The sequence below is a fragment of the Gordonia sp. BP-119 genome (genome assembly GCF_016924115.1).
Taxonomy (GTDB): Bacteria; Actinomycetota; Actinomycetes; order Mycobacteriales; family Mycobacteriaceae; genus Gordonia; species Gordonia hongkongensis.
The window spans coordinates 1-26,682 of the sequence record NZ_JAFFZF010000053.1 but is presented as its reverse complement, the minus strand read 5'-3'; the positions used below and the strand labels follow the sequence as shown (position 1 = coordinate 26,682).

At 67.7% G+C, this 26,682-nt stretch carries 18 protein-coding genes, 1 tRNA gene and 2 pseudogenes; 12 read left to right on the top strand and 9 right to left on the bottom strand.

Annotated elements, in window-relative coordinates:
- Positions 1–44: 44 nt before the first annotated feature.
- Both JW364_RS21755 and JW364_RS21750 read right to left on the bottom strand, forming a co-directional pair.
- Entirely contained in the window at positions 45–1,421 is a 1,377-nt protein-coding gene (locus JW364_RS21755; protein WP_275892335.1) for an IS1380 family transposase, read from the bottom strand.
- Between the two features lie 214 nt (positions 1,422–1,635).
- Positions 1,636–2,163, bottom strand: coding sequence for a vancomycin high temperature exclusion protein (locus JW364_RS21750; protein ID WP_205334330.1), 528 nt, complete (start codon positions 2,161–2,163; stop codon positions 1,636–1,638).
- A 215-nt stretch (positions 2,164–2,378) separates the two neighbouring features.
- Here JW364_RS21750 and JW364_RS21745 point away from each other — a divergent pair, with 215 nt between their 5' ends.
- The 6 genes from JW364_RS21745 to JW364_RS21720 all read left to right on the top strand — a co-directional run bounded on the left by JW364_RS21745 (position 2,379) and on the right by JW364_RS21720 (position 12,969).
- Complete coding sequence (locus JW364_RS21745; RefSeq protein WP_159371547.1) at positions 2,379–3,752, top strand: wax ester/triacylglycerol synthase family O-acyltransferase; 1,374 nt, start codon at positions 2,379–2,381, stop codon at positions 3,750–3,752.
- A 229-nt stretch (positions 3,753–3,981) separates the two neighbouring features.
- Complete coding sequence (locus JW364_RS21740; RefSeq protein ID WP_205334327.1) at positions 3,982–7,605, top strand: (Fe-S)-binding protein; 3,624 nt, start codon at positions 3,982–3,984, stop codon at positions 7,603–7,605.
- A gap of 129 nt (positions 7,606–7,734) precedes the next feature.
- The gene (locus JW364_RS21735) at positions 7,735–8,988 is read left to right on the top strand and encodes a pyridoxal phosphate-dependent aminotransferase (protein ID WP_004022424.1); all 1,254 of its coding nucleotides are present in this window, start codon (positions 7,735–7,737) and stop codon (positions 8,986–8,988) included.
- 141 nt (positions 8,989–9,129) lie between these two features.
- Positions 9,130–10,911, top strand: coding sequence for an SDR family oxidoreductase (locus JW364_RS21730; RefSeq protein ID WP_205334326.1), 1,782 nt, complete (start codon positions 9,130–9,132; stop codon positions 10,909–10,911).
- A gap of 5 nt (positions 10,912–10,916) precedes the next feature.
- Complete coding sequence (locus JW364_RS21725; protein WP_205334325.1) at positions 10,917–11,822, top strand: metal-dependent hydrolase; 906 nt, start codon at positions 10,917–10,919, stop codon at positions 11,820–11,822.
- A gap of 22 nt (positions 11,823–11,844) precedes the next feature.
- Positions 11,845–12,969 carry a PDR/VanB family oxidoreductase gene (locus tag JW364_RS21720; protein WP_205334324.1) on the top strand — a complete coding sequence of 375 codons (1,125 nt, stop codon included), beginning with the start codon at positions 11,845–11,847 and terminating at the stop codon, positions 12,967–12,969.
- Here JW364_RS21720 and JW364_RS21715 read toward each other — a convergent pair.
- The gene (locus tag JW364_RS21715; protein ID WP_068970926.1) at positions 12,931–14,571 is read right to left on the bottom strand and encodes an MFS transporter; all 1,641 of its coding nucleotides are present in this window, start codon (positions 14,569–14,571) and stop codon (positions 12,931–12,933) included. The genes JW364_RS21720 and JW364_RS21715 overlap by 39 nt on opposite strands.
- Positions 14,572–14,686: 115 nt before the next feature.
- Here JW364_RS21715 and JW364_RS21710 point away from each other — a divergent pair, with 115 nt between their 5' ends.
- Positions 14,687–15,277 carry a TetR/AcrR family transcriptional regulator gene (locus JW364_RS21710; protein ID WP_068970927.1) on the top strand — a complete coding sequence of 197 codons (591 nt, stop codon included), beginning with the start codon at positions 14,687–14,689 and terminating at the stop codon, positions 15,275–15,277.
- A gap of 34 nt (positions 15,278–15,311) precedes the next feature.
- Here the strand turns inward: JW364_RS21710 and JW364_RS21705 are convergent, their stop codons facing one another.
- The 4 genes from JW364_RS21705 to JW364_RS21690 all read right to left on the bottom strand — a co-directional run bounded on the left by JW364_RS21705 (position 15,312) and on the right by JW364_RS21690 (position 20,633).
- The gene (locus tag JW364_RS21705) at positions 15,312–16,859 is read right to left on the bottom strand and encodes a hypothetical protein (protein WP_068970928.1); all 1,548 of its coding nucleotides are present in this window, start codon (positions 16,857–16,859) and stop codon (positions 15,312–15,314) included.
- Between the two features lie 94 nt (positions 16,860–16,953).
- Positions 16,954–18,390: a UDP-glucose/GDP-mannose dehydrogenase family protein gene (locus tag JW364_RS21700; RefSeq protein WP_068970929.1), complete on the bottom strand. Its 1,437-nt coding sequence runs from the start codon at positions 18,388–18,390 to the stop codon at positions 16,954–16,956.
- A 152-nt stretch (positions 18,391–18,542) separates the two neighbouring features.
- Entirely contained in the window at positions 18,543–19,115 is a 573-nt protein-coding gene (gene dcd / locus JW364_RS21695; protein ID WP_068970930.1) for a dCTP deaminase, read from the bottom strand.
- Positions 19,116–19,136: 21 nt separating this feature from the next.
- A complete protein-coding gene (locus JW364_RS21690; RefSeq protein ID WP_068970957.1) occupies positions 19,137–20,633 on the bottom strand; it encodes an HNH endonuclease signature motif containing protein in 1,497 nt (498 codons plus the stop codon).
- A 252-nt stretch (positions 20,634–20,885) separates the two neighbouring features.
- Between JW364_RS21690 and JW364_RS21685 the strand changes: the two genes are divergently transcribed.
- Positions 20,886–20,959 (top strand) — tRNA-Gly (locus JW364_RS21685).
- A 163-nt stretch (positions 20,960–21,122) separates the two neighbouring features.
- Here JW364_RS21685 and JW364_RS24695 read toward each other — a convergent pair.
- Positions 21,123–21,947, bottom strand: a pseudogene (locus JW364_RS24695) (YdcF family protein); the annotation flags it as partial.
- 314 nt (positions 21,948–22,261) lie between these two features.
- Between JW364_RS24695 and JW364_RS21675 the strand changes: the two are divergent.
- Both JW364_RS21675 and JW364_RS21670 read left to right on the top strand, forming a co-directional pair.
- A complete protein-coding gene (locus tag JW364_RS21675) occupies positions 22,262–23,362 on the top strand; it encodes a beta-mannosidase (RefSeq protein ID WP_205334323.1) in 1,101 nt (366 codons plus the stop codon).
- Positions 23,363–23,427: 65 nt separating this feature from the next.
- A pseudogene (locus JW364_RS21670) lies at positions 23,428–24,925 on the top strand (amino acid permease).
- A 3-nt stretch (positions 24,926–24,928) separates the two neighbouring features.
- Here JW364_RS21670 and JW364_RS21665 read toward each other — a convergent pair.
- On the bottom strand, positions 24,929–25,399 hold the full coding sequence (locus JW364_RS21665) for an SRPBCC domain-containing protein (protein WP_205334322.1): 471 nt from the start codon (positions 25,397–25,399) through the stop codon (positions 24,929–24,931).
- Positions 25,400–25,519: 120 nt separating this feature from the next.
- Here JW364_RS21665 and JW364_RS21660 point away from each other — a divergent pair, with 120 nt between their 5' ends.
- Both JW364_RS21660 and JW364_RS21655 read left to right on the top strand, forming a co-directional pair.
- Positions 25,520–25,936 (top strand): TIGR03668 family PPOX class F420-dependent oxidoreductase, encoded by a 417-nt coding sequence (locus tag JW364_RS21660; RefSeq protein WP_205334329.1) that lies wholly within the window; start codon positions 25,520–25,522, stop codon positions 25,934–25,936.
- An 85-nt stretch (positions 25,937–26,021) separates the two neighbouring features.
- A complete protein-coding gene (locus JW364_RS21655) occupies positions 26,022–26,558 on the top strand; it encodes an SLC13 family permease (RefSeq protein ID WP_240199451.1) in 537 nt (178 codons plus the stop codon).
- The last annotated feature ends 124 nt before the right edge of the window (positions 26,559–26,682 follow it).

Here is a 26,682-nt window from a genome sequence, read left to right as displayed (position 1 = left end):
GGGGTGGGGGCTGCGGTGACCGGGTGCGTGTGACAGGGGGCTGGTTAGGCGGTGAGGCGTTGCCAGCCGTGGTGTATGTGGTGTTTGTAGGGCCAGTCGGTGGGTAGTCGCAGGGTGGTGGTGCGGGCGTGGGTGATGATTTTGCCGGCGACGGTGAGTAGGCGGTGGCGTAGGCGTTTGGGTTCCCAGCGGCGGATGGGGTCGTGGCGGGTGTAGCCGAGGGTTTGAGTCCAGGCGAGTAGGTCGGAGGCTAGGGCGACAATGTCGAGCCACAGTTGGTTTTTGGCGAATTCCTCGAAGGGCAGGTTGGCCATGCCGGTGTCTTTGAGGCAGCGGATACGGTCCTCGGCGCGGGCGCGTTGACGGTGTCGTAGTTCCAGGGTCGGTAGGGTCCAGCCGCGGCCGCGGGTGTTGGTGGCGAACACGGTGTAGCGGCGGCCCTCGATATCGGTGATGAGGTGTTGGGCTCCGTTGTGGGGGTACTCACGGCGCACGATCAGCCGCATCCCCGATGGCCAGGACTTGTAGCCGGGTTCTGCGGCACGGGTGGCCGGCGGTAGGTAGCGGGTGATCTCGGCGACCTGGGCATCAGCTCGCGGATCGGCGTCGTCGGTGTTGATCGCGGTGACCCACGCAGCCTCGGGCAGCACGTCCAGGGCTTGTTTGACCAGTTCGGTGATGGTGAACCCGACCGAGTACTGCAGATTCTGCTCGGCCAGGTAGGCCAGGAACTCTTTGGCACACCCGGCCGAATCGGTACGGATGAGCACGTGGGCGCGTTCGGCAGCGGGCAACTGCGCCACCGCCCTCTCGGTGGCGGCGATGTGCATGTCCGCACCCTTGGGGGAGGCGCCCCCACGCCGCAGGTCCAGGTTCAGTGTTTCCCCGGTGCCGTAGGCGCCGTGGTCGACGAACGAACACATCGGGGAATGCCCGAACACCCGTTTATACGTTTTCTGGGCCTGTTCTTTGGCCGATCCGGCCGTCACGGTCGTGGCATCGAGATCGACGGTCACCAGCCCGCCATCGACGCTGCCCGCGGCGCCTTCCAGGGGGCGGGCGATGTCCCACACCCGTTCCCGCGCGGCGGCGCGAGCCGCACCGATCGCGGTACTGACCGCCTCGACATCAGCAGCGAGTCGGGTGATCACCCGCGAGATCGTGGGATCAGAGGCCACCTGCCCATACAACTGTGGTTGAGCACGGACTGTGGCCACATCGGCCACGCAGTCACCACCAGTGGCCAAGGTCATCGCCAAGTCCAGCACGATCTTGGCCGGATCATGCACCGTCGCTGTCGTTCGCCATGGCGCCATTGCCGCGGTCAGGGCGGCGCCCAGGCCGCAGACCTGCACGGTTTTCGTCAGTAACACCCCGCCGGAGGTTGTCAGCACCGACTCGGTGCGCGTGGGGTCCACCATCAACTCGGGATACACGTTATTCTTCACCTGCGAGGTGCCTTTCTTCTTGTGACTATTTGTTTGTGGTGAATCAATAATCACAAGGTAGACAGGCACTTTCGCGTATCACACGCCGAACACCAGCAACATCGGTGAAATATCCAGGCTCAGGGAGCGGGGTGACGCTCGCAAGCTCGCTCCTCAGGGAGCGGGGTGACGCTCGCAAGCTCGCTCCTCAAGGAGCGGGAGATGTGACCGCCGTCAGCACCGCCCGCGGCCCGGCGAACACCGTCTCGCGGACGTGGTTTCGGGCGAGAGTCCAGGCGGGACAGTCACATCGGGCCGCGACACCGCGCGCGTCGAGGCCCTGGTCGCGGCACAACGCGATGGCGCGGCGCAGGTGGAAACCCTGCGTCACGATGACCACCTCGTCGACGCCGAACACCTCGCGGGCGCGTCGGCAGCTCGCCGCGGTGTCGAGGCCGGCCGGGTCGTCGACGATCGCGCGCGGGTGGACACCACGTTCCTCGAGATAGCTTCGCATCACCGCGGGTTCGTTTCCCGCCTCCTCGGAACCGTTGCCCGAGTTGATGATCCGGTCCACTCCCCCGGACCGGTACAGCTCCAGCGCCGTGTCGAGCCGGCCTCGCACGTAGTCGCCGGGTGAGCCGTCCTCGTAGACGAGGGAACCCAACACCAGCAGCGCGGGCCGGCGGGCGGGCGCCGTCGCGTCGTCGATCCTGCCGACCGACGAGAAGTACATCCACGTGACGGCCAGGGTGATCCACAGTTCGACCAGCACCAGCAGCACCGGTACGACGAGACGAGCACCTGACCTCACCCCTACAACGTAGGGGGACCGACTCCCAACATGCCCATTCGAGCCCGGACCCGGCAGTCGCCCCGTGATACTGAGGAGACCTCGGTCGCGCTCAGCCTGTGCGCGCATCCATTTCGTGGTGTGAAAGTGATGGTGCGATGCCGTACATGCCGGTCACCTCGTCGATGTTCCTCCTCGCCGAGACGCGGGAGCAGCCCATGCACGTGGGCGGACTCCAACTGTTCGTACCGCGCGAGGGCCAGTCGTCGAGCGAACTCGCCGAAGAGATCATCGAGGCGTTCTGCGGCTGCACCGAAGTCCATCCGACCTTCCGCAAACGGCCGGCGGTCCCGGTGACCCTGCTGGGCAACGTGGCGTGGTCCTTCGACGACGAGATCGACTTCGACTACCACGTCCGGCGGACCGTGCTCCCCCGCCCCGGCCGCGTCCGCGAGCTGCTGCGATACGTCTCCCTCAACCATGGGGCCCTGATGGACCGGTTCCGACCGATGTGGGAGATCCACGTCATCGAGGGTCTCGACGACGGCCGGGTCGCGCTCTACAGCAAGATCCACCACTCCGTCGTCGACGGCGTCTCCGCGTTGCGCCTACTCCAGCGGACCTTGTCCGACGACCCCGACGACCGGTCGGGTACCGCACCGTGGGACCCGGCGCTGGTCGAGCGTCGACCCCCGCGCCCCTCGCCGAGTCTGCGCAGCCGGGTGTCCAGCCTGGCGAACGTGGCCGGCCAGGTCGCCGGCCTCGGGCCCGCGGCCGCGAAGGTCGCGGTGGCCGGCCTCCGCGACCCGGAGTTCGTCGCCCCACTGGGACGGGCCCCGCGCACGATTCTCGACGTCGCGATCGGGAGCGCCCGCCGATTCGCCTCGCAGCAGTGGGAGATCGACCGTCTTCGGGCAGTGGCCGATGCCCGGAACATCACCCTCAACGACGTGATCGTCGCGATGTGTTCAGGAGCCCTGCGGTCGTACCTCATCGACCAGGACGCCCTGCCCGACGCCCCGCTCATCGCGGCGGTGCCGGTGTCGATGCACACCGACGGCGATGACGACGGCAACGCGGTGACCGCCATCCTGGTGAGTCTCGCGACCGATGAGCCGGATCCCGAACGCCGCCTGGACAAACTCGTCGAGTCGGCGCGCCATAGCAAGTCGGTGGTCCGGGGCCTTCGTCCGCTGCAGGCCCTCGCGCTGGGCGCGGCGAATTTCGCGCCGCTCGCCTTCGCGACCGTGCCCGGCTTCGTCCAGTACGTTCCCCCGCAGTTCAACATCATCATCAGCAACGTCCCCGGGCCGTCGAAGCACCTGTACTGGAACGGCGCCCGCCTCGACGGCGTGTACCCGGTCTCCATCCCGACGCAGGGCCTCGCACTCAACATCACCGTGACCAGCACTGCCGAGCACATCAACTTCGGGCTGATCGGCGCCCGGGCCCAGCTCCCGAGCCTGCAACGCCTGCTCACGCACCTCGACACGGCGCTGGAAGAACTCGAGAAGGTCGCGCGAACGCGGTGACGTCTCCGGTCGCCCGCGGCCCGGACGTGGCCTCGGACACCCTGACTCGACAGTAAGTTACTCGCGAGTATCATCTGATATGAGGTAGACCAGCGTAATTAGGCCAGCCTTGGCAGCGCGCCGGTGGCGCAACGAATTACGGTTACCTGTAGTACACCGCCCCGTGGTACCCAGCCTCGCGTTCCGCGACCGGGGGCGGACGACCTAGACGAAAGGCCGGTACGCGCCCGTGACTACCACGACGATTGCCATCGGCACGACAGCCGCGGTGATCAGCCTCCTCTGCTGGTACCTGTTCCTCGGTGGCGTGGTGCGGATCTTCCGCACCATCAAGCTCGGGCACAAGGTCGACAGCTCCCGCTTCTGGCCCATCCTCCCGCGCTTCCTGACGATGATGAAGGAATTCATCGTCCACACGCGCATGGTGAAGTTCCGCACCGTCGGCTGGGCGCACTGGCTCGTGATGGTCGGCTTCCTCGGCGGATTCCTGCTGTGGTTCGAGGCCTACGGACAGTCCATCAACCCGGAGTTCCACTGGCCCGTCTTCGGTGACACCTTCGCGTGGCACCTCTGGGACGAACTCCTCGGCATCGCCACCGTCGTCGGCATCATCGTGCTGATCGTGATCCGCCAGCTCAACCACCCGCGCGTCCCCGAGCGGTTGTCGCGATTCGGCGGTTCGCGCTTCGGACCGGCCTACTTCGTCGAGGTCATCGTGCTGCTCGAGGGCCTGGGCATGATCCTGGTCAAGGCGTCGAAGATCGCGACCTACGGCCACGCGAACGCATACTCCGACTTCTTCACCATGCAGGTCGCGAAGATCCTCCCGGCCTCGCCGACCCTGGTGTCGATCTTCGCCGTCATCAAGTTGATGAGCGGCATGGTCTGGCTGGCGATGGTCGGCATGAACATCAGCTGGGGCGTTGCCTGGCACCGTTTCTCGGCCTTCTTCAACATCTACTTCAAGCGCGAGCAGGACGGCGGCGTCGCCCTCGGTGCCGCGAAGCCGATGATGAGCCAGGGCAAGGTCCTCGACATGGAGACCGCCGATCCCGATGTCGACGCGTTCGGCGCCGGCAAGATCGAGGACTTCTCGTGGAAGGGCTGGCTCGACTTCACCACGTGTACCGAGTGTGGTCGCTGCCAGTCGCAGTGTCCGGCGTGGAACACCGGTAAGCCGCTGAGCCCGAAGCTGCTGATCATGTCGCTGCGCGACCACGGCAATGCCAAGGCCCCGTACCTGCTCGCCGGTGGCCGCAAGGACATGGGCGGCGACGAGGTAGGCCTCGTCGACGCCGACGGAAACGTCCTCGAGGACAAACTCAACGCGATCCCCGAGTCGGCGCGCGCCGAGGCGGCCCGCAAGCTCGTCGGTGAATCGAAGGGCGATCTCGGCGGCGGTCAGGTCGTCGAAGCCGTGGAGGGTGAGTTCGATCCCGAGGCGCTCGGTGCCGTCATCGACACCGAGACCCTGTGGAGCTGCACCACCTGCGGTGCCTGCGTCGAGCAGTGCCCGGTCGACATCGAGCACGTCGACCACATCCTCGACATGCGCCGCTACCAGGTCCTGATCGAGTCGGACTTCCCGACCGAGCTGGCCGGCATGTTCAAGAACCTCGAGAACAAGGGCAACCCGTGGGGCCAGAACGCCTCCGCGCGCACCGCCTGGATCGACGAGATGGACATCGAGATCCCGGTCTTCGGCAAGGACGTCGAGTCGTTCGAGGGCTTCGAGTACCTGTTCTGGGTCGGCTGTGCCGGTGCCTACGAGGACCGCGCCAAGAAGACCACCAAAGCCGTCGCCGAGCTCCTCGACATGGCCGCGGTGAACTTCATGGTCCTCGGCGAGGGCGAGACCTGTACCGGTGACTCCGCACGACGTGCCGGCAACGAGTTCCTCTTCCAGATGCTCGCGCAGCAGAACATCGAGATGCTCGGCGAGGTATTCGCGACCGCGCCCGAGCAGCGCAAGAAGGTCGTCGTCACCTGTGCGCACTGCTTCAACGCACTGGGCAACGAGTATCCACAGCTGGGCGCGAAGTACGAGGTCGTCCACCACACGCAGCTGCTGAACCGTCTGGTGCGCGAGAAGCGGCTCGTTCCGGTCGCGCCGCTCGGCGAGGGTGTCACCTACCACGACCCGTGCTACCTGGGCCGCCATAACAAGGTCTACGACGCCCCGCGTGAGTTGATGGGTGCGGCCGGTTCGACGCTGACCGAGATGCCGCGCCACGGCGAGCGGTCCATGTGCTGTGGTGCCGGTGGCGCCCGCATGTGGATGGAAGAGCAGATCGGCAAGCGGATCAACATCGACCGGGTCGACGAGGCGCTCGATACTCTCGGCGATACCACCGGCGATCAGGTCAAGAAGGTCGCGACCGGCTGTCCGTTCTGCCGCGTCATGCTCACCGACGGTGTGACCGCCCGGACGAGCGGTACCGAGTCCGAGGGCAAGGTCGAGGTCGTCGACGTCGCGCAGTTGCTGCTCGAGTCGGTGAAGCGCGACCGGACCGAGGTCAAGCTCGGCGGCCGGTTCCTCGGACCGCGTCCCACCCTCGCCGAGCCGGAGCCGGAACCCGAGCCCGAGAAGGTGCCCGCGGCGGCGACTGCGTCGGCCGCGACCACCGAGGCCGCGCCGAAGCCGAAGGTCGGCCTGGGCATGAAGGGCGGCAAGAAGCCGGGCGCGGCGGCCAAGACCGCGGCACCGGAAGCACCCGCCGAGAAGGCACCCGCCGAGAAGAAGCCTGCAGCCAAGGGCTTCGGCATGAAGGGCGGCAAGAAGCCCGGTGCCGCAGCGGCGTCGGCCGCCCCGGAGCCGGCAGCCGCCGAGACCGCAGCCGAGGCACCCGCCGAGAAGAAGCCGGCAGCCAAGGGCTTCGGCATGAAGGGCGGCGCCAAGCGTCCCGGTGCCGCGAGCAAGCCCGCCGGTGGTACCGCCGAGCCGGTGCCGGCCGAGACCGAGTCCTCCGAGGCGGTCAAGGAGGAGGTCGCCGAGGCCACCACCGAGACGCCGCAGGCCGAGAAGAAGCCCGCATCCAAGGGCTTCGGCATGGGCAAGGCCAAGCGCCCGGGTCAGAAGACCACCAACGCGGCGGCCCCCGCCGCCGGGGTGACCGCGCCCGCCGAGAGCAAGGTCGACGAGAGCGAATCGGCCCCGGACGCCGCCCCGACCGTGGACACGGAATCGGCCTCGGCGACAGCGGGAACGACGACAGCGGAGTCGGCTACCGCGGGATCGGCGACGGAATCACCCGTTGCTGCGGCAACGGAAGAGAAGCCCGGCAAGGCCAAGGGCTTCGGGATGTCCGCGGGCAAGAAGCGGCCCGGCGGTATCGGCAAGGCCGCGGCCAAGCCGGCCGCGGCACCTGCCGAGGCTGCGGACGCCCCCGCTCCCGAGACGGACGTCGAACCGGCCGAGACCGCCGAGGCACCCGCTGCCGAGGCTCCGGCTGCTGAGACTCCAGCCGCCGAGGCACCGCAGGGCGGCGCGGCCGCCGTGCTGACCGAGGAGAAGCCGGCCAAGGCCAAGGGCTTCGGCATGGCCCCTGGCAAGAAGCGACCCGGCGGCGCGAGCAAGGCCGCACCGGCAGCTGCTCCGGCTCCGGAAGCGGCTGAGCCAGAGCCCGAGGCCCCGGCCACCGAGGCCGCGGAAACCGAGGCTCCGGCGACGGAGGCCGACGCGGGGACGGCCGAGGTCGAGAGCCCGGGCGACGCGGACGACGCCGATACAGCGGCGGCGCCTGCGGCGTCGAGCAACGGTTCGTCCGCTGCTCGCACGGTCGCCGAGACCGGGGCGTCGAAGGCCAAGGGCTTCGGCATCGCGGCCGGCAAGAAGCGGCCCGGCCACAAGTAGTCGCTCAATAGGGCATACAGATGTCGCCTTTCGTTGCGAATACCGCAACGAAAGGCGACATCTGTCTTTTCAGCTGGCCTCACCCGCACTGGCAGAAACGCATTTGCCACCGGCTGCGACAATGTACCCGTGAGTAGGCCCCATGTTTCGCACCTCAACCAGAACCTCAAGCCGCTCGAGCAGTCGCTCAAGCTGCAGAACGTGTGCTACGAGATCCGCGGTCCCGTCCACGCGCACGCGCAGCGGCTCGAGGCGGAGGGCCATCGAATCCTCAAGCTGAACATCGGCAACCCGGCTCTGTTCGGCTTCGAGGCCCCCGACGTGATCATGCGCGACATGATCCATGCACTCCCCTACGCGCAGGGTTACTCCGAATCCGCCGGTGTGCTGTCCGCACGACGCGCCGTGGTGACCCGCTACGAGCTCATCCCCGACTTCCCGTACTTCGACGTCGACGACGTCATCCTGGGCAACGGCGTCTCCGAGCTCATCACCATGACGATGCAGGCGCTGCTGAACGACGGCGACGAGGTCCTGATCCCGGCGCCCGACTACCCGCTGTGGACCGCGATGACCTCGCTGTCCGGCGGGCAGCCCGTGCACTACCGCTGCGACGAGGAGAACGGGTGGAACCCCGACGTTGCCGACATCGCCGCGAAGATCACCGACCGCACCAAGGCGATCGTCATCATCAACCCGAACAATCCGACCGGCGCGGTCTACTCACGGGAGGTCCTCGAGCAGCTCGTCGAACTCGCCCGTGAGCATTCGCTGTTGATCCTCGCCGACGAGATCTACGACAAGATCATCTACGACGACGCCGAGCATGTGAACGTGGCGTCGCTGGCGCCGGATCTGTTGTGCCTCACCTTCAACGGTCTGTCGAAGGCGTACCGCGTCTGCGGCTACCGCGCCGGGTGGGTCGTGATGACCGGACCGAAGGACCACGCGCGCGGGTTCATCGAGGGCATGGGCATCCTGGCGTCGACGCGCCTGTGCGCCAACGTGCCGGGCCAGCACGCGATCCAGGTGGCCCTCGGCGGTTACCAGTCCATCGAGGCCCTCGTCTCCCCTGGCGGCCGGTTGTACGAACAGCGGAACGTGACCTGGGAGAAGCTGAACGAGATCCCCGGGGTCAGCTGCGTCAAGCCCAAGGGCGCGCTGTACGCCTTCCCCCGCCTCGATCCCGAGATCTACGAGATCCACAACGACGAACTGTTCGTCCAGGACCTGCTGCTGCAGGAGAAGATCCTGGTGGTGCAGGGCACCGGGTTCAACCTCGACGACCACAACCACTTCCGCATCGTCACGCTGCCGTGGTCCCGGGATCTGACCGAGGCCGTGGAGCGGATCGGCAACTTCCTGTCGTCGTATCGACAGTGATCCCGCGGAGTTCCGCGAGAAGTCCCTGGTGAGGGCCCGGTCATCCGACCGGGCCCTCACTGCTTTTCCGGGGTCTGGACATTTGTGTAACCGTTGGTAACGTGTACCTCCATCGGCGGGGCACACACAACGAGGTGACAGATGGCTCAACAGGCGATTCGACGACCCGAGTGGCGTCCGGGGACCGTCAGCAACAATGGGATCCGGCTGGCCACCTACGAGCTGGGCGATCCGTCGAAACCGACGGTGCTGCTGGTGCACGGCTGGCCGGACACCCACCACCTGTGGACCCACATCGCGCCGCGGCTGGCGGAGCAGTATCACGTGGTCGCCTATGACTGCCGCGGCTTCGGCGAGAGCGACCGCCCCCGGCAGGTCGCCGCCTACCGCCTCGACGAGCTCGCCGACGACCTGTACGCGGTCGCGGAGTCGGTGAGTCCCGACGACGCCGTACACGTGGTGGCACACGACTGGGGATCGGTGCAGACATGGGAGGCCGTCAGCCGCCCGCGCGCCAACGCCCGCATCGCCTCATTCGTCTCGGTGTCCGGCCCCAACCTCGACCACCTCGGTCAGTTCGTCCGCGATCAGGTCGCCAGCCCCACCCCTCGACACCTGCGCAATGTGCTCGCGCAGTCGATGTCGTCGGCTTACACAGGGCTGTTCCAGCTTCCGGTGCTCCCCAACGTGTTGTTGCGCGCGATGGGCAATCCGGCGGTGTGGAAACAGTTCCTGCGCGCGGTCGAGGGCACGCCACCGGAGAACGTCGACGTCGCCGACTCGTTGCGCCGCGACATGGTGAGCGGCCTCGCCCTGTACCGCGCGAACATCCGCGCCAAACTCCTGCGGCCCGATCCGCGGACCACCACGGTGCCGGTGCTCCAGGTGGTCAACGAACGCGACATCGCGCTGCGGCGGGCCATCTACGACATCACGCCGACGTACGTCGCGAAACTCTGGCGCCGCGACACCCCGACCGGACATTGGCTGCCCTACACCCACCCCGACTATCTGACCGATCTCGTCCTGGATTTCCTTGCGGTGCAGACCAACAGTGGGGCCCCGGCCCCGGTCATCGAGCGGGCCCGGCTTTTCACCGAACCGAAACCGCTGGCGGGCAAACTCGTCGTGATCACCGGTGCGGGCAGCGGCATCGGACGCGAGACGGCCCTGGCACTGGCCGAACGCGGGTGCGAGCTCGTCCTGGCCGACCTCGACCTCGCGTCCGCCGACGAGACCGCCCGCGCCTGCAAGGCCGCGGGGTCGGCCGCGCACGCCTACCTCCTCGACGTCTCGGACACCGCCGAGTTCGCCGCCTTCGCCGCTCGCGTCCGAGAGACCCACGGCATTCCCGACATCGTGGTCAACAACGCCGGAATCGGTTTGGCCGGTGGGGTGTTGGCGGCCACCGACGAGCAGGTCGACCGGCTCCTCGACGTCAACCTGCGCGGCGTCGTCACCGGCAGCCGGGAGTTCGGCCGGCAGATGGTCGAGCGCGGGGTCGGCGGGCACATCGTCAACATCGCGTCGGCCGCGGCGTTCACGCCGTCACGCAGCCTCGGCCTGTACTCGGCGTCGAAGGCGGGCGTGCTCCTCTTCTCCGAGTCGCTCCGCGCCGAGCTCGCCGAACACCGCGTCGGCGTCAGCGCGATCTGTCCCGGACTCGTCGACACCAACATCGTCTCCTCGACGCCGATCGCCGGCCTCGACGCCGAGACCGAACAGGCCCGCCGCGATCGGCTCGACCGGTTCTACCAGCGCCGGGGATTCACCCCGGACCGGGTCGCCGGTGAGATCGTCGCTGCCATCGAGCACAACAAGGCGGTGGTGCCGGTGACCGTGGAGGCGAAGGTGGGATACCGGATCTACCGCTTCGCGCCGTGGCTGTCGCGCATCGGCGCCCGTCAGAACATCACGGGGTGAACGCCATGACGCACAACGACAATCGTGTACCAGGAGACGCACCGTCGGCCGATCCGGGGCCCGTCGAGCTGCACGCCCGCAACGTGGCATTCGACTGGGACGATGTCCCGCTCCACTGGATTCCCGGCCATCCGGTCGCGTCGAACTTCATCAGCGTGCTCAATCTCCTGCTCCCGGAGGGCGAGCGGTGGTTCGTGCAGACCTACAACGAGGCACTGCCGCTGGTCGTCGACGAGGAACTCGCCTCTCGTATGCGAGGATTCATCGGCCAGGAGGCGATGCATGCCGAGGCCCACGATCACGTCCTGTGGGAGTTCCTCGATCACCACGGCATCGACCCGCGGCCCTACCAACTGCAGATGGAGTGGATCTTCCGCAAGGTGCTCGGCCCGCTGGAGGGTGGCACCCAGGAGGCCCGCGACAAGCACCTCGTCGAACGCCTCTGGCTCATCGCGGCTTTGGAGCACTACACCGCCATCCTCGGCGACTTCGCGCTGAACAACACCTGGACCCGGGTCGGGGCGCACCCCACGATGACCGACCTGTTCATGTGGCATGGCGCCGAGGAGGTGGAGCACCGGGCCGTCGCACACGATGTCGCCGCGTACTTCGGCGACGGATATCTGCGTCGCGGCCGGGCGATGTTCGTGGTGCTGCCGATCCTGTTGATCCTCATCCAGCGGGGTTACCGATTCATCATGGGCCAGGACAGGTCGTTGTCGTACAACTACTTCCAGAAGATCTGGCATTACCACCGTGGGGTGCGGGCCGGCGTGCTGCCGAAGATGCGGACGATCGTCTTCGCCACCTTCAGCTACTTCCGACCCGGGTTCCGGCCGGAGGACATCGGCAGCACCGCACAGGCGGTCGCCTATCTCGCGAGCTCGCCGGCCGCGCGCAACGCGGCGTGAGCGCGGACTGGAGAGCAGGGTCATGAACCAACGCGCGCATCCGCATTCGACAACGCTCACGCAACCACCGCCCCACCTGCACGGCCGATGGCGGCACGACCCGCTGCTCACCGTCGGCACCATGATGTTCCGGGCGTGGTGGCCGGTCTGGCGGCCGCTGTCACCGCTGCGCCGAGGTGCGGTGAGCGACGGGACCACCCGGGTCCGGATCGTCGGACGCGAGGTGGTCGCGCGCGACGAGAACGTCATCGCGCTCACCCTCGCCGCCGCGGACGGTGGCGCGCTGCCGAACTGGCACGCCGGGGCGCACGTCGATCTGTTGTTGCCGTCGGGACGCATGCGGGAGTACTCACTGTGCGGCGACACCGCGGATCGGGAGCACTACCGGATCGCGGTGCGCCGGATTCCCGACGGCGGTGGCGGTTCGGTCGAGGTCCACGACTCGTTGCGTATCGGCGACGTCTTCTCGATCAAGGGTCCCCGCAACGCCTTTCCGTTCGCGGTCCCCGGCCACGGATCACCTGCGCGCCGAATCCGCTTCGTCGCGGCCGGAATCGGCATCACGCCGATCCTGCCGATGCTCGCCACGGCCGAACGCTTCGGGCTGGACTGGTCGATGATCTACACCGGCCGCACCGCCGAGTCGATCCCGTTTCTCGACGAGGTGGCCGCGTTCGGCGACCGCGTCACCATCCGGACCGACGACGTCCGCGGACTGCCGAGCATGGCCGAACTCGTCGGTCCCGTCGACGCCCCCGCCGACCTCGCCGTCTACTGCTGCGGCCCGGTTCCCATGCTGGAGGGGCTTCGCCGTCATCTCGCGACACGCGCCGACATCGAGCTGCACTACGAGCGGTTCAGCCCGCCACCGGTGGAGAACGGCTCCGAGTTCACGGTGACGCTGGCCTCGACCGGTCAGGAGATCCCAGTCGCCGCAGACGAATCGGCGCTCGCCGCGATCCGCCGGGTGGTGCCGTCGGTACCGTACTCGTGCCGTCAGGGGTTCTGCGGCACCTGCAAGGTCAGGACGCTGTCCGGCGAGGTCGACCACCGCGACAACATCCTGACCGAACCCGAGCGCGCGGCCGGGACCATGCTGACCTGCGTCTCACGCAGTCCCGGCGGGAACCTCACCCTCGACCTCTGAGGCTTCCGCCCCCTGAGCTGAGGTGTGAGGAGCGCTGGCGACAACCCCTCCGCTCCCTGAGGTGCGAGGAGCGCTAGCGACGAGCCACGAAGGGTTCCCGCTGCCCCGCAACAAGAATGCCGCCGCGACGCCCGCGACCGCCGTGACGGCGACCGCGGCCCAGACCGCGTCGTGCAATCCGACCATGAAGGCGTCCTGCACCGCGATCCGGACCGCATCACCGATCGCGCCCGGCGCCTGGTCGGCCACCCCGGCCCCGGCCATCACCGATTGCTTCGCCGCGTCGACCGCCTCGGTCGGCAACCCGCTGCCCGACAGCCGGTCCCCGACCCCGGCGACATACGCCGATGTCAGGATCGATCCGAGGACCGCGACACCGAGCGTCCCGCCGATCTCGCGTGTCGTGTCGTTGACCGCACTGCCCGCGCCGGCCTGTTCCGGACGCAGTGCGTCCATGATGAGCTGGGTGCACGGGCCGGAGATGAAGGCGAGACCCGCCGCCATCAGCGACATCGCCCAGATGATGAGTTCCCAATACCCGGAGTCCCGCGCAGAGAGCTCGACGAGCGCGAACCCGCCGGACATCAGGAAGGCCCCGGTCACCGAGACCACCCGGGGCCCGAAACGGTGCGACAGTGCCATCGCAACCGGCGACAGCGCTGCCATCACGATCGCGAACGGGAGGGTACGGACACCAGCGGCCAGCGGACCGTATCCCTTCACCGCCTGGAAGAACTGGGTGATCAGGAAGATGAAGCCGAAGAGCGCGAAGAACGCGACGCTGATCATCCCGGCGGCGGTCGCGAAGCGCCGGTTGGCGAAGAGCCGAACGTCGAGGATGGGGTGCGCGATCCGCAGCTGTGTGGCCACGAACACCGCCAGGATGGCCACTGCGACAACGACACCCACCACCGTGCGCGCCGTGGCCCAACCGACGTGGGGCGCCTCGATCAGGGTGAAGGTCAGCAGGCCCAGGCCGGCGATCGAGAGCACAACCCCGAGCGCGTCGAACCGGGGCACCGACACCGGTCGCGTGCCGGGTACGACCGCCAGGATCATCGCGAGGGCCACCACACCGAACGGGACGTTGACCCAGAACACCGATGTCCACGAGAAGTGTTCGAGGAGCCAGCCGCCGAGAACCGGTCCGATGGCCACTGCCACTCCGGAGACCGCCGCCCAGATCCCGACAGCCATCGCGCGTTCCCGGGCATCGACGAAGATGGTCGTGATGATCGCGAGCGTGGCGGGGAAGACCAGCGCCGCGAAGACCCCGAGCCCCGCGCGACCGGCGATGAGCTGCCCGAGGTTCTGGGATGACGCCGCCAGCACCGACACCAGCATGAAACCTCCGATGCCGGTGAGGAGCACGCGACGGTGCCCGAACCGGTCACCGAGGTAGCCGCCGGTCAACAGCAGGCCGGCGAAGACGAGCGTGTAGGCGTCGACGATCCATTGCAGGCCCGAGATTCCGGCGCCGAGGTCGCGGGCGAGCGTCGGGAGCGCCACGTTGACGATCGTGTTGTCGATCATCACGAGTAGTTCGGCGAAGCTGAGGGCGCCCAGCGCCCACCAGCGAGCATGCGTGCGTTCGGTTGGCATCGATCTTCTCCTGGTCGGGTGGCGCAAGCGGTCTCTGCGAGCCGTTAGAACAATGTCCCATCTTTGTAGAACAGTGTTCTACTCAAGAAGAACACTGTTCCAGTAGGTTGTCAATATGTCCCCCGCGAAGCCACGCACGCGTACAGCAGGCGCCGACGTCCGATCCGCGCTGCTCCGGGCAGGTCGCACGATCCTCGAGCGCGATGGCACGGCCGGTCTGACGATTCGGGCCGTGGCCGGTGAGGCGAAGGTCGCCCCGATGGGCGTCTACAACCACTTCGACGGCAGGGACGGCCTGCTGGACGCCCTGGTCACCGACGGGTACGCGGAGTTCGGACGGGCGATTGCGACGAGGGATGACGATCCGGCGACTCGTCTGCGCAACGCCGGTGTGGCGTACCGGCAGTTCGCACTCGCCAATCCGGTGCTTTACGGGCTGATGTTCTCAGCGCAGTGCACGCCCGAGATCGACGTGGCCGCAAACGCATTCGAGGTCCTCGTCGACACCATCCGGTACGGCCAGGTGGCCGGGGTCATCTTGTCCGCCGACCCCGTCGAACAAGCCATGCAGACCTGGTCCGCCGTTCACGGCGCCGTGAGTCTCGAACTCGCCCATGCCTATCACCCCGACGTCGATGCATCGGCGAACTACGAGAACGTCCTCGACTTCGTGGCGCGCGCACTGGCGCCCCGGCCCGGCGACTGAGACCCGGCTCGGGGACGGTCATCGGGTTCGTGCGTCAGGGCAGGACGATCGGCGGCAGACCGGGAAGCGGGATCGTCACACCACCTGGCGGACGCGGAGTCCGTGGCCGGGGACGAGGCCGGGGCGCGGGCTCCTCCGCGGAGGGCGTCGTCGTCTCCGGCGGAGGAGGAGTCGTGTATCGGCGCGCCGGTTGCCGGGCCTCGGCATAGATTGCGGGATCAGCGAATTCGGGTTCCGGGGTGGCGCTGGTGCGCTGGGGAAGCGGCGCGGCCACGGTCGGCGACGCCTCATCGTGTCCGACGGCCAACGCCGTGGCCACCGCGACGACGGCCACCGCGCACAGCAGCGCCACCGCGGCGAGAACGCGCTTGCCTCCGTGCCGCCGTCGGCTCGCGCCGGCCGCCTGCGGCCGCGCTACGGACACGTCGAAGTGCGGTGGAGCCCCGATGGCCGACCCCGTGTCCGCCGAATACCCGGCCATCGGATCGACGTTCACCTCCCCATCGCCGGACCGGACGGGCGGCGTGGGCGTGTGCGCCGATGTCCACCGTGGCGCAGACTCGGCCGACGGCGGCGGCTCGGCAACCGCATTCGTCGGCGTGCGCTGATCGTGACCGACCGGAGAGAGCTCGGAGAACTGCTGGTCGTCCCGAAGCAACTGGGCGCGAGGGACATCCGGGGCAGCAACATACGGAGCGAGCGCCCCGAACGCCGTGGCCACCACCGGTGGCGACTGAGTGACGGACTCGAAGATGGGGGTGTCGTGCGTGTCGTGCGTATGGTCGTCGCCACGCGGAGCGATCTCGGCCATCTCGGCGGGGGCCGCGAAACCGTCATCCGACCGGGTCGGGACCGCATCCTGTTCGGCGGGCGGGGTCGCCACTTCCACGTCTGGTTCGATCACATCGCCGGACACCGCGATCGGGTGCGGTAACTCAGGTTCCGCCGCGTGTCCGCCGTGCGCCGGGGGCCGAGTGATGCTCCCCGACGGATCGACGTCGACGACCGGCACGGGTACGGCTCGCGCAATCGCGTCCCGGAGGCCGGGCCATGCGCTCACGCGATCGGTGACCACGACCGCGGGGGCGGAGGCTCCGGACACCGCCGCGCGGGCGAGGTCTTCGGCGCGTGCGGTCAGCGGGGCTCCGGCTTCGGCGACGTCGCGGCGCGCCATGCGGAACAGCCGGATATGGTCGCGGCCCATCAGGAAGGTGCCGTCGGACTCGCGGAGCCGCTCGCGGCCGCGGGTGACGAGGTCGAGGACCTCCTCGTGCCATTCGCGCGAGGTCGGTGCCGCCACCCGCCCGACCCGAACGAGATGGTCGGCGATCACCTCATCCAGGACGGCGAGGGTGAGACCGGAATCGGAGTAGGAGTCCGCGACGGTCCCTCGAGCCGGGTCCAACCGTCCCACCGAGACGCCCGCCCGCGAATCGAGATCGAACAGCACGACCTCGGCGTTCTGCACGATCCCCCGCCCCGCGAGTTCGGCGCGCACGGCGTCGACGACGGCAGCACTGACCGTGACCTCTGCCTGCGCAGACGTCGGTGTCACGGCCGGATCGGCCACCGTGTCGGTCATCTGGTTGATTCCTGCACCTCACGTGCACCTCGCCTCATGTCCCCCACGGCGAGACGGTGCCCCCTGGACAATCGCGAGCTCAACCTAGCACGACTCAGCGGACGGTGGCCCCCGGCGCATATCCGTTCACCTGCTCGGACGGGTGGTTTCGCGGCGCCGGGCGGGTGGGAGCGGGGCCGCCCAGGGCGCGGTAGTCCCAACCCGCGTCGCGCCACATCTGCGGGTCCAGGCAGCGCCGGCCGTCGACGATGCGTTTGGCGCGGACGACGCCCTCGAGTTCTTCGGGCGCCATGTGCACGAACTCGGCCCACTCGGTGGCGATGACGACGACGTCCGCCCGGTCGCACGCGTCGCGCGCCGAGGTGGCGTAGCCGAGGCTCGGGTGGACGCGTCGTGAGTTGTCCATGGCCTTCGGGTCGAAGACGGTCACGGACGCCCCTTCGAGCGCCAGCCTGCTGGCCACTGTCAGCGCGGGTGAGTCACGGACGTCGTCGCTCTCCGGTTTGAAGGCGGCGCCCAGGACGGCGACGTTGCGCCCGAGGACCTCGCCGCCGAGGGCCTCGAAGACCAGTTCCACCGCCGCACCCCGGCGACGCATGTTGATGGCGTCGACCTCCCGCAGGAAGCCGACGGCCCGCGGGGCGCCCATGTCGTCGGCGCGCGCGGTCAGGGCGCGGATGTCCTTGGGCAGGCAGCCCCCGCCGAAACCGAGACCGGCGTTGAGGAATCGGCGTCCGATCCGCGGATCGTGCCCGATCGCGTCGGCGAGGGTGTTGATGTCGGCGCCGGCGATCTCGCACAGTTCGCTGATGGCGTTGATGAACGAGATCTTGGTGGCCAGAAAGGCGTTCGCCGAGACCTTCACGAGTTCCGCGGTGGCCCAGCCGGTTTCAATCAGCGGCACGCCCGTCTCGAGGATCTCGCGGTAGATCTCGCGGGTGACCTCGCCGGCCGACGACCCGGCCTCGGGGTCGTCGGCGGCCGTGTTGAGGCCGCTCGGGTCGAGCGAACCGGTACCGAGGACGAGCCGATCCGGCCGGAGCGTGTCCTCGACGGCGAACCCCTCGCGCAGGAACTCCGGGCTCCACGACAGTTCGACATCCGCCCCGGCGTGCGACAGTACCGAGATCCGTTGTGCGAGTTCGGCACAGGTGCCGACCGGTACGGTCGACTTGCCGATGATGAGGTGTGCGCCCCGCAGCGTCGGCACGAGCGCGTCGATCGCCGAGTACACGTGCGAGAGGTCGGCCCGGTGCCCGCGGGGTTCCTGCGGGGTCCCGACGCCGAGGAAGTGCACCGAGGCGTGGTCGGCGGCCGCGAGATGGTCGGTCGTGAAGCGGAGTCGTCCGGCGTCGATGTTGCGGCGCAGGATGTCGGCGAGCCCCGGCTCGAAGAACGGGACCTCGCCGGCCTGGAGGCGTTCGATCTTGTACGGATCGACGTCGATGCCGACGACGTCGTGCCCGAGTTCGGCCATGCAGGCCGCGTGAGTGGCACCGAGGTAGCCGCATCCGATCACCGTGAGCTTCATGAGGGCAACGGTTACCCAGCTGGAACCACCGGTAACCATCCTCGCCGTGGCGGGTTGTCATCGGCTGGGTGAACTTCCGGAGCCGCGCCCACCCGGTCCGTCCACCCGCCGGTTGAGCCGAGTGCTCCCGCTGGTTGAGCGGAGTCGAAACCTCAGTCGTGCTTCTGGAAGTTCAGGTACGCCTTCGACGGGGTGGGTCCACGTTGTCCCTGGTATTTCGATCCGACCGACGCGCTGCCGTACGGCTCCTCGGCCGGGCTGCTGAGGCGGATGAGGCACAGCTGCCCGATCTTCATGCCGGGCCAGAGGGTGATCGGTAGATTCGCGACGTTCGACAACTCGAGGGTGATGTGACCGGAGAAGCCGGGGTCGATGAAGCCCGCCGTCGAATGCGTGAGCAGGCCGAGCCGACCGAGTGACGACTTGCCTTCGAGGCGGCCGGCGAGGTCGTGGGGCAGCGAGCACACCTCGAGGGTGGACCCCAGCACGAACTCACCCGGGTGCAGCACGAAGGGCTCGCCGTCGGCGGGTTCGACCAGCGAGGTGAGTTCGTCTTGGCGTTGCGCGGGGTCGATGTGGGTGTAGCGGGTGTTGTTGAACACCCGGAACAGGCCGTCGAGCCGGACGTCGACGCTGGAGGGCTGGACGAGGGCGGGATCGAACGGATCGATGGCGAGGCGCCCGTCAGCGATCTCGGCGCGGATGTCGCGGTCGGAGAGCAGCACGGTGTCGAGGTTATCGAATGGTCAGGGAGGATCTGCGCCGGTGTCGGTCGGCGCCGACCCTCCGCTCTCCGGTGCCGCTGTTCTGCGCCGCCGGACATCGGCGCGCATCCGGTCGAGGATGGCGTCGGCGCGATGGGCATGGTTGATCCGCGGCGTCGACGACGGGTGCGAGCGGGGCGGGTGCCAGACGGCGCGGCCGGCGTCGACCCCATCGGTGGCGATGGTGGTGGCCCACTGATCCACGCCGGTGCCGACCACCCGGTTGTGTGGTGGGCAGGCGGTCGCGAGGGTGTCGAGGTCGGTGGAGCCGTGGTGGGCGTCCCATTCGACGACGTGGTGGATCTCGCAGTCGAACGACGGCCGTGTGCATCCGGGGAAGGTGCAGCCGCCGTCGCGGGCGACCGCGGCGATTCGTTGTGCGCGCGAGGCCAATCGCCTGGACCGCCCGAGGTAGAGCACCTCGCTGGAGTGGTCCCGGAAGACCGCGAGATGATGCTGCGCGTCGGCGGCGAGGTCGATGGCGTCCTTGATGGGTAGGAGGGTTCCCGTCGCGGTCCGTGCCGGGTCGCCGGCCGCGTCGCGCAGCGCCGATTCGGTGATGGAGACGACGAGGTGTGGCGGCAGCCCGTGGTGCGAACCCCCGAGCGCGCCGGCGTCGAGCACGAAGCGCAGCATGGCGCGCAACGCGTCGTGGTTCCGCTTCTCGGCGGAGCGCTTGTCGCGTCCGGCAGCGGCGGCCAGCGCGTCGGGGTCCGCGGCGGCGGGGTTCCCGGTGGGCGACTCGGGATCGGCGGGATTGTTCATCCCGGGAGCGGCCCACACCGACAGGACGACGTCGAACATGGCGCGCGTCACGGGGTCGAGCGTTGCGGTCAGCCGGGACATCAGTTGGGCGTCTTGTGGCCCGAGTTTGAGGCCACGGTTGCGGGCGCGGTCGCGGTCGTCGGTGATGGTTCCGTCGGGGTCGAGGTGGGCCAGGATGCGGGCGCCGAGGTCACGGAGCGACGACGGGTCGTACTCGCGTGCGTAGTGCGCGAGCGTCGCCTCGGCGGCTTCCCGGTCGGTGGGATCAACGTCGGCGGGGATCTTGCGCATCACCTCGATGACGACGTCGACGTGGCGTCCCGAGATCTCGCCGTCGGCAACACCTTTGGCGGTCTCGGGGAAGCGCGGTTCGAGCGGCACCCCCTGCATGTCCGGGAACCTGCCCAGTGCCCACACGCGATTCATCAGGCGGTTCGCCTCGCCGCGCCGGTTCAGCGCGTGGCACAAGAAGTTGGAGACGGTCTGGCACCCCATCTTCCGGTACGCCGACCGTTCGTCGATATCGACGATGTGGTCGGTGAACAGCGACAGCATCCGTCGTTCGGCGCGCTCGTGCTCGATCGCGACCTGCAGCAGTTCGGTCTCGGAGCAGTCCGTGGACTGCGTCTCGGCGATCTCGTCCATAAGTGCATGCAGGCGCTTGTACTGGTCGAGAAGAAGTGGTGGTGGTGCAGATGGCCCGGTAGAAGCCATGATTTCATCCCCCGTCATCATGGCTTTACTCGAAACTACGTTCGAGACTACCGGCCGGCCGCCCGGCACGCAACCCCTTCCGGCGAATTATTCTGCGTCGCAACTGAATCGCGTCGGCCCGCCGCCGCCCGGTCTCGCCTAGATGTCGCAGTTCGTTGCGCCTGACGCCACGATCCACGACATCTGCGCGTGCCGGCGACCGGACCGGCCACGGGTTTGCTAGGCTGTCGTTCGCGAGTCCGGCACTCGCACGCCGATGTAGTTCAATGGCAGAACATCAGCTTCCCAAGCTGAATACGCGGGTTCGATTCCCGTCATCGGCTCCACCATCACCGCAACTCGCGAGGCCCCCTGGTCCGGTGATCGACTAGCCAAAGAGAGCGACAGCGGTGCGGCGATCAGCGGCACACTGAGCAGGACCAAGACGACTCCGTTGATCCATCGGTGGTCACGCAGAACCGCCAAGAACTCACGGACCTGGGCGTTGGGGACGAAGTATCGCGCGGTGTGGGCGCCGGTCGAGAATCCGTCGATCCCGGCAGACCGCATGAGCATCGCTCCGCGGAAGGCGTGATAGCCGCTCGTCACCACCGCGACCGATTCGGTCACTCCACGCTCGTCGAGCACACGCCTCGAGTACCGGAGGTTCTCCGCGGTGTCGGTGGATCGGTCCTCGAGTGCGATGGCATCACGATCGACGCCCTTCGAGACGAGGTACTCGGCCATCGCCGCGGCCTCCGACAGCCGCTCGTCGCCACCTCTGCCTCCGGAGCAGATGATCAGCGGGTCCAGGCCGGAAGGCCGGGCCAGATCATAGATCTCGCGACCGCGGTCGAGTCGTGACGCCAGCAGCGGACCGACGCGGGACCGGTCGAGCAGACCGGCACCCAGGACGATGATCGCGCCGACCTTCGCCCGTCGCGCCCGCCACCTGCTCCACCTGCCGTACAGCCACGACCAGAGCAGCAGCGAGGCGAACACGAATCCCAAGTAGCCGGCCGGGATCCCCACCGCCAGGAGGAAGTTGAGCAGAGCGTTGCTCGTCGACACGTCGAACCATCCGACGATGATCCCGAGCAGGACAGTGAGCGCGTAACCGGACAGGAGTGCACCCAGGAGCGCCGACAGCAGGTTCGCGGGGCGGCGCCCCTCTCGGCGCAGAAGCGTCACGCCGTTGGCGATCAACGACACCCCGAGAATGAGGATGGCAAGCAGCGCAACGAGTCCGAGGGCCACGATGACGACCGCCGGCGCGAGAACCGAGCCGTCGTCGTCGACGCCACTGTCCACGGCCGCGATCACCGCGGCGAGCATCACGCCCGACAAGCCCGCGGTCAGCAGGATGCCGGGGCTCAGACGACGTGGGTCCTGCCATGCGAGCACCGCGCTCGCGATGAGCAGCACTGCAGCAACTATCAGTACGCCCATCACGAGCACGATGGTGTCACAGGTGTCGCGCAGGTCGGCAAATGAGGAATGAGCCCAGCGGCTCTAACTCGATCTCGGCGCACACGAAACGTTTCTCCGTACCCATTCTCGGACGCGATCGAAACCGCGCCGCCGGCGTGCAATCATCGAACGAGTTGGGCCGACGCCACAGTCGGTCCCCGTCATCCCAGGACGCACACATGCATCTGCCCGCGATGAGAACTCCGATTCTGGTGCTGAGCATCGGCCTGCTCCTGAGTTGGCTGCTGCCGCCGCCCGCTCATGCGGCGCCCAACCGGGTCGATGCCACTCCGGCTGGGCTGACGCTCGATGGACGCCAGTGGTGGCCATCCGGATTCGACGCCTACCAGCTGGCCACCGATTGGTCGGTGAATGCCGGTTGCGGAGCGATGGTTGATCTCGACGACTATTTCGCCGGCTTACCTCCGCATTCGCTCACTCGCTTCAATCTGTTCGCTCAACTGGCCGTGAACAAGTACACCCAGCAATTGGATTTCGGGCCGATGGATGCCGTCTTCGACGCCGCCGCGCGGCACGGTCAGATGGTCTTGCCTGTCCTCGCGGCCGCCGATGGCGCATGCGAGAGCGAAGTTTTCAAGGAACGAGACTGGTACCGATCCGGCTGGCGAACCGTCGCCGGCGCGGGTGGACTCACGTTCGAGCAGTGGGTCAGGACGGCAGTGGGACGCTGGAAGAGCAGGTCGGCCCTGGCGGGATGGGAATTGGTGGGTGAACCCGAACCGTCCATCTGTGGCGATCAGTCGTGTGGATGGCAGCAGCGGTCGTGCCCGGTCGACGCCGCGCGCGTACTGCGGTCGTTTTTCGGCAGCGCAGGCGCGATGGTCACCCGACTGCACGGCGGGGCGGTGATCTGGTCCGGCTTCACCGGCGGTGGCCAGTGCGGCACCGCCGGGCCCGACTACCAGTACGTCGCCGGCTCCCCGTACGTGGACGTCCTGGACTATCACGACTACGGTGCGGACGGTGTCGCGCTCCCCGGGGATCAGTGGAACGGACTGGCCGAACGTCTACGCCAGGCACGCGTAGTCGGAAAACCCCTCGCGGTGAACGAGATCGGCCAGCATGCCGGCTCATGCGGTTCGACATCCGAGCGCGCCGACGACTTCCGGACCAAGGTCGCCGGTCAGCGGGCGGCCGGGACGGCAACCGCACTGTTCTGGGCATTCGTCCCGGACCCGAGGCACGACCAGTGCACCTACGACATCGGTCCCGGTGACCCGGTGCACGAACTGGTCTCCGAACTGACCAGCCTCGATTGAAGCTCAGCAATTAGGCAACAGTGCAACACCCGGCCGACGGGCCGACCGGCCGTTAGACTCTGCCGATGTCCAGTCCCCTGGGGATCACCCCCGACGAGTCGCTGCGCAAGGGACTTCAGAGTCGTCACATCAGCATGCTCGCGCTCGGCGGTGCCATCGGCACCGGCTTGTTCGTCGCCTCGGGCGCCACCATCTCCGACGCGGGCCCGGGTGGCGCCATCCTGGCGTATCTGCTGATGGGCTGCATGGTCTTCTTCCTGATGCAGAGCCTCGGCGTACATCCCGTGCAGCAACCCGTTCGAGGAGTACGGAAAGCGCTTCGTGTCCAAGTCCTTCGGCTTCGCAGCCGGGTGGAACTACTGGCTCAACTGGTCGGTCACCCTGGCCGCCGAGTTGGTGGCCGCCGGGCTGATCATGAAGTACTGGGCACCCGACGTGCCGTCGTGGATCTGGTCGGTCGTGTTCCTGGCGGGTCTGCTGGCGCTGAACCTGTTCGCGGTCAAGGCATTCGGCGAAGCCGAGTTCTGGTTCGCGGCGATCAAGGTCATCGCGGTGGTCGTCTTCCTCATCGTCGGCGTGCTGCTGATTCTCGGTGTCATCGGCGACCGTCCTTCGCCGGGCTTCAGCAACTGGACGATCGACGACGCTCCGTTCGTGGACTTCCCGCTCGGCATGCTGTCGGTCTTCCTCATCGCCGGTTTCGCATTCCAGGGCACCGAGATGATCGCAGTCGCCGCCGGCGAGGCGGTCGAACCGAAGACGGCGATTCCGCGCGCCGTGCGCACCGTCTTCGTGCGCATCCTGCTGTTCTACATCGGCACCCTGACCGTCATCGCGTTCCTGATCCCGTACACCGATCCCAATCTGCTGAACGCATCCGCGGAGAACATCGCGATCGCCCCGTTCACCCTCGTGTTCTCCGACGCGGGGATCGCGGTGGCGGCATCGATGATGAACGCCGTGATCCTGATCGCGATCCTGTCGGCGGGCAATGCGAGCCTGTTCGCGGCAACCCGCGCGTTGTACGGCCTGTCGGTGCAGGGCAACGCCCCACGTGTGTTCGCCTGGGTCACGCGATCAGGAGTGCCACTCCTTGCCGTGGCCGCGACGACGGCCATCGGCGCCCTCTGCTTCCTGGCGAGCCGGGTGGGCGACGGTCGCGCGTATGTCTGGCTGGTCACCGCCTCGTCGGTGGCGGGCTTCATCACGTGGATGGGTATCGCGTGGGCCCACTATCGTTTTCGTCGGGCGTGGCAGGCGCAGGGTCTGGACCTCGGCAGACTCCCCTACAAGGCCTGGCTCTACCCGGCCGGCCCGATCATCGCGTTGCTCATGTGTGTTGCAGTCATCGCGGGGCAGAATCTCCCGGCGATCCGCGACGGATCCGCGGGGAACCTCGAACTCTGGCTCACCGCCTACGGCGCACTGTTCGTGTTCCTCGCTCTGTGGTGGGGCCACAAGGTGATCACGCGCAGCCCGACCGTCGACCTGCTCACCGCCGATCTGTCACCCACATCGGCTGCGTCGGCGCATCGCGATCCGGATCCGGACCTCGTCGGCTGACGATCAACCGACAAGTTCGGCGATGTGGTTCAACGAGTTACGCAGATGGTCGTCGGCGAACGGCGGGAACTCGATGTACTCGCGGATGTGGGTGGGTACGGCCGACCAGTCGTAGGTCAAGGTGAGCTCGGTGGACGACTCCCCCACCGGCACCAGGTCGTACCGCCATGTCCAGCCGCCGAATTCGAGCTCCCCGGAGTCGTTGCGCTGCCCTGGTTGCCACGCTATCGCCGACCGCGGTTCGATCACCTCGACCCGGTTCTCCATAAGGTAGTCACCATCCGGATGGTTGGAGTGGTACATGTTCATCCGGAAGACCTGGCCCACCTCCCGCAGCGGTGTCGTGTCGACTGCGTCCCGAACCCAGCCGGTGCCGTCGATGGCCTGGTGTGTGCGGGGGTCGGCGAGCGCCGCGAACACCTCCTCGGGCGTGGCGGAGATCGTGCGGCTGACGGCAACGTTCTGGTTCGTCATGGTGCTGGCCCTTTCGGGTCGGGTCCCCCGGATCGGGGTTCGGACACAGAGGTGGACCCGAACCGGCGCCCGAGCTCATCGGTGACCTTGTTTCCCACGAGTGCATGCCATCCTCGGATGATGGACCTGCGCCTGAGTCGCGAACGCTTCGCCGCCGCCCGGTCGGTCACGCTCGCCACCGTGTCACCCTCCACCAAGCCGCACCTGGTCCCCGTCGTGTGCGCACTCGACGACGACGTCATCTACACGTGCGTGGATCACAAGCCGAAACGAACCACCGCACTCCGTCGTCTCGCCAGCATCGCGGACAACCCCGCGGTGTCACTCTTGGCTGACGTGTATTCCGACAACTGGGATGAACTCTGGTGGGTGCGGGTCGACGGCCGGGCACACGTCGTCGACGCCGGTGAACCCATCGGCAGTCACGGCATCGACACGCTGGCCGCGAAGTACCCGCAGTATCGACTCCGACGGCCCGATGGACCGGTGATCGTCGTGGAGTCTCTGACGTGGCACAGCTGGTCGGCCACCTCATAGGCACGTCGGCGGGCGGCGGTTTCGGATAATTCCGACACGCTCCTCGATAGGCTGGGTGCCACGCAGGCATACCGAGGAGGCTCCGATGGTGCAGCGCAGCGGCGAACGGCCACGCGACAACCGGTCCGACACACCGGGCTCGGCCGGCCGAGGCTCCGGATCGCCTGACTCACAGCAGGAGTTCGACGAGATCGACCACCAGTCGGCGGGTGAGCGCGCTGACGAGGTGGAACCGAAGATGCGGCGTCGGCAGTGGATCGGGCTCGTTGCCGGCGTGGCACTCGCGGCACTGGTCTACGTGATCCTGCCCGCCGAGGTCGGGCAGGGAGCCCGGCTCACGGCGTCGACCGCAGTTCTCATGGGCCTCTGGTGGATGACCGAGGCGATACCCATCCCCGCGACCGCGCTGCTGCCGCTGGTGATCTTCCCGGTCTTCGGCTCAGACGAAGCAGGCGAATCGATCTCGGTGAACGACGTCGGCGCGGCCTACGGGAACAACGTCATCTTCCTGTTCATGGGCGGCTTCATCATCGCCCTCGCGATGCAACGGTGGAATCTGCACCGCCGCATAGCCCTGGTGACCGTCGCAGCGATGGGCACCAAGCCGCCGATGGTCATCTGAGGTTCCCCTGAAAAAGTGGACACGGTTAGCTTGTTTGCTGACTTGTGTGTGATCTGATTTCGAAGTCGATAGGTGAGACCATCCCTAGCGAGCTATGCCTTCTGTCATGGTTGTAGAATCGGAT

What these genes read in the sequence shown, in the direction of transcription:
- JW364_RS21665 (WP_205334322.1), bottom strand. Translation starts at nt 25,399, where the DNA reads ATGACGAACCAGAACGTTGCCGTCAGCCGCACGATCTCCGCCACGCCC.
- JW364_RS21655 (WP_240199451.1), top strand. Translation starts at nt 26,022, where the DNA reads ATGGTGCAGCGCAGCGGCGAACGGCCACGCGACAACCGGTCCGACACA.
- JW364_RS21660 (WP_205334329.1), top strand. Translation starts at nt 25,520, where the DNA reads ATGGACCTGCGCCTGAGTCGCGAACGCTTCGCCGCCGCCCGGTCGGTC.
- JW364_RS21700 (WP_068970929.1), bottom strand. Translation starts at nt 18,390, where the DNA reads ATGAAGCTCACGGTGATCGGATGCGGCTACCTCGGTGCCACTCACGCG.
- JW364_RS21715 (WP_068970926.1), bottom strand. Translation starts at nt 14,571, where the DNA reads ATGCCAACCGAACGCACGCATGCTCGCTGGTGGGCGCTGGGCGCCCTC.
- JW364_RS21745 (WP_159371547.1), top strand. Translation starts at nt 2,379, where the DNA reads ATGCCGTACATGCCGGTCACCTCGTCGATGTTCCTCCTCGCCGAGACG.
- JW364_RS21710 (WP_068970927.1), top strand. Translation starts at nt 14,687, where the DNA reads ATGTCCCCCGCGAAGCCACGCACGCGTACAGCAGGCGCCGACGTCCGA.
- JW364_RS21675 (WP_205334323.1), top strand. Translation starts at nt 22,262, where the DNA reads ATGCATCTGCCCGCGATGAGAACTCCGATTCTGGTGCTGAGCATCGGC.
- JW364_RS21705 (WP_068970928.1), bottom strand. Translation starts at nt 16,859, where the DNA reads ATGACCGACACGGTGGCCGATCCGGCCGTGACACCGACGTCTGCGCAG.
- JW364_RS21690 (WP_068970957.1), bottom strand. Translation starts at nt 20,633, where the DNA reads ATGGCTTCTACCGGGCCATCTGCACCACCACCACTTCTTCTCGACCAG.
- JW364_RS21750 (WP_205334330.1), bottom strand. Translation starts at nt 2,163, where the DNA reads ATGTACTTCTCGTCGGTCGGCAGGATCGACGACGCGACGGCGCCCGCC.
- JW364_RS21730 (WP_205334326.1), top strand. Translation starts at nt 9,130, where the DNA reads ATGGCTCAACAGGCGATTCGACGACCCGAGTGGCGTCCGGGGACCGTC.
- JW364_RS21720 (WP_205334324.1), top strand. Translation starts at nt 11,845, where the DNA reads ATGAACCAACGCGCGCATCCGCATTCGACAACGCTCACGCAACCACCG.
- JW364_RS21755 (WP_275892335.1), bottom strand. Translation starts at nt 1,421, where the DNA reads ATGGTGGACCCCACGCGCACCGAGTCGGTGCTGACAACCTCCGGCGGG.
- JW364_RS21725 (WP_205334325.1), top strand. Translation starts at nt 10,917, where the DNA reads ATGACGCACAACGACAATCGTGTACCAGGAGACGCACCGTCGGCCGAT.